The 2,716-nt window shown below is 58.5% G+C and carries 2 protein-coding genes; one reads left to right on the forward strand and one right to left on the reverse strand.

Going from position 1 to position 2,716, the window contains the following annotated elements:
• Nucleotides 1-440 precede the first annotated feature (440 nt).
• Nucleotides 441-1,430 (reverse strand): LysR substrate-binding domain-containing protein, encoded by a 990-nt coding sequence (locus QZH52_RS38445; protein WP_301816518.1) that lies wholly within the window; start codon nucleotides 1,428-1,430, stop codon nucleotides 441-443.
• Nucleotides 1,431-1,498: 68 nt separating this feature from the next.
• On the opposite strand from QZH52_RS38445, the gene QZH52_RS38450 reads away from it, so the two are divergent.
• Nucleotides 1,499-2,071: a GAF domain-containing protein gene (locus QZH52_RS38450; RefSeq protein WP_301816519.1), complete on the forward strand. Its 573-nt coding sequence runs from the start codon at nucleotides 1,499-1,501 to the stop codon at nucleotides 2,069-2,071.
• The last annotated feature ends 645 nt before the right edge of the window (nucleotides 2,072-2,716 follow it).

Here is a 2,716-nt window from a genome sequence, read left to right on the forward strand (position 1 = left end):
ACTCATCGGTCACCACCCACGACTCAACACGTTTCGCCAAGATCTCGATCCATCGCCGCGCCCAATGCGGCTCGGATCGATAGTTTACCTATTTACGGATAAGTTCTTAGTTGGAATCTCCCTCGCGTGCTTTGACGCCCATCAAGGACTCCCACCTCAACGGAAACCGCAGGTCATCACCAGCTTCCTCGGCGGACTGAGCACTTTCTCGAGCCTTTTGGGGAGGTCGTTGCACTGCTGCAGCAGGATCGCCTGGCGGAAGCTTCGGGGAAATGGCGTTGCATCTCGGTGGCTGCTGCTCATGACGTTCGGTGGAGCTGCAACGGTGTCGCTGCTGCGGGGTCGTTGAGCTCTGGCAACCGCGACACTTAATCCTGCACGGTTATCCAGATGATGGCCGCTCCCTTCGGCACGTCTTTCGTCGTGTGAGGCGGGCGCCTTTAGCGGACTGAAGCGTCCGGGCCCAGACCTGTTGCAGCCTGACGGATCGCCAATGAGAGTGCCCGGACGATTGGTTGCTTGGAACCACTCTGAAGAACGAAGAAGCTGATTGGCGGCAAGTTCCACGACAACTCGTACGGCAGCGTTGCGCACGAGCCTGACTTCGTCAGCTCGGCCGCCACGTCGCGTGCCAGGATGGTGATTCCGTTCGGTTCGCGGCGAAGCACTGACTCGATGCTCCGCAGCGACTGGGTCTCGACAATCGGAAGTGGCGCCTGCACTCCAGCGCCCAGAAAAATTGCATTAAAAGTGCGGCGCATAGGCGAGTTCCGTGGCGGCATGATCCAGTCCAGCGCGGCCAGCCGGCGCCAGTCCAGCGCGCCCTTGGCTAGGCGGGCGCGGCTGTTCGTAGGTACTACCAAGCAAGGTAGTTGCTCGTAGATCGCCTCTTGCGTGATGCTGATGTCAATGCTTTCGTGATACGCGCGGCCGATCACGCAGTCCAGTTCGCGCGCTCCCAGTGCAGCCACTAGCTCATCCGTGGTCCCCTCCTTTGCCATGACGGCCACGCGAGGAGTCTGGCCCAGTAGGTGCGTAAAAGCTGCATCCAATAGAGCTTCAGGTACGTGCGGCGTGACGCCAATGCGTACGCGTCCCGCGAGTCCCGTGTCGATCGCGCTCAACATGTCAGTTGTCGACTCCATGTCTGCGAGTGAGATCAACGCGTAGTGCAAAACCGCTTCACCTGTCGGCGTTGGAACGAGGCCCTGTCGACTACGCACGAACAGCTGCGCCAAGAAGATCTCTTCGACTTCTTTCAACGCTTTGGTAATCGCAGGCTGGCTCAGGCGCAGCTCCAACGCTACCCGGCTTAACGTACGGTGGCGATGCACCGCCTGAAGCAGGGCTAAGTGACGCATCTTTAGTCGCGATAGCAGAGTGTGGCGCAGTCGTTCCGCGCGCTCTTCGGGCGAAAAAGCTTTGGGCATGAGAAAAAGGTTATAGATATATCAGAAAAAAGTGAAATTCAGTGAATTAACAATCCTAGACTTCACCCATGCAGACATCGAACGAATTCCCGCAGCCCCTGTTGGTCGCCCTGTGCACGAATCTTTTCGACGCCCTTGGCACGGCCCGCGATGCCGATGAGGCGATGAAGCAAATCGATGAAGTACTTCGACTGTTTGCCGGTCCTGTGACCTTCAGCATCAACATCAATGTCACTACTTCAGATGATCCGCCCAACGAGATTCAATTGCAGCGCTACTACTCGTCGCATAGGGGTCAGTTTCCTGTGCAGGGCCGTAAGCGCAAAACGCTGACGCACTGGACCGATACCCTGTTTGCCCAGGGACGGGTCTTCGTGGCTGAGGGGGCGCATTCGCTGGCCCAAGTGTTCGACGACTACGACCGAATGGCTGAGATGGGTCTCAACGCGTGTATCAACGTACCCATCCTGCGTGGCAACGCTTGCGTCGCTACTTTCAACGTGTTCGGACAGAGGGGATCGTGGCACGCGCATGAGGTGCTTGCGGTGCGAATGCTGGCGCTCCTTGCGGCACGTTGGATCGAGCCCGCCCCGAAATTGCACTACTCACTTGGCAACCAGGTTTCCAACTGCTGTTCTTGATCAAGGAGCCTTGCAGATGACCCCCGTCCAGGCTCCTCAGATGGCTTCCGCGCTCATTGTCGCCGGTGTCCAAGTTGGCCCGTTCACAGCTTTCTGCATGCGACGAACTGGCATCGGTCGTGAGCTGACTGGGTGCACTTGCACGGGCGCAGTTCATCTCAGGTCGCGCGGAACCTCAATATCACCAACTTCGTTGAGGAGAACCTCAATTATGAGGCTGGCCACAAGCCACCACCTCCTTCGCGCCTACCGGCAACGCGAAGACCGCTCACGGCACGGGCGGGGATTGGCTGCCTCTGCTCCTTATCCATGGCGCAGAGGCCAGTCATCACATGTCTCGCCTTGTCACCAACATGCAGGCATTGGCTTCTGGAGCTTCCCCCTAGTCGCCGGGAGAATCCAATCGATCCGGGATCCTGGGATCGCTGGCGCATCGGGGCGACTAGTGGACTGTAACGTTTAAATAGGAAGTATCATTGAGCCCTCGGAGGGCGCAATGAAATTGACCGACGCCGAAATCGTGGAACTGCAGCGGCGAGCCAGTGGGAGGACCGAGCGAGCGGACTCGGCGCGTCGAGCGCGCCTGATCTTGCTGCTCGCAAATGACCTGACCTGGGCCGAGATCAGAGGCAAGCTCGATTGCAG

It is taken from the genome of Variovorax ginsengisoli, from assembly GCF_030486595.1.
In the GTDB taxonomy this organism is placed as follows: domain Bacteria; phylum Pseudomonadota; class Gammaproteobacteria; order Burkholderiales; family Burkholderiaceae_C; genus Variovorax; species Variovorax ginsengisoli_B.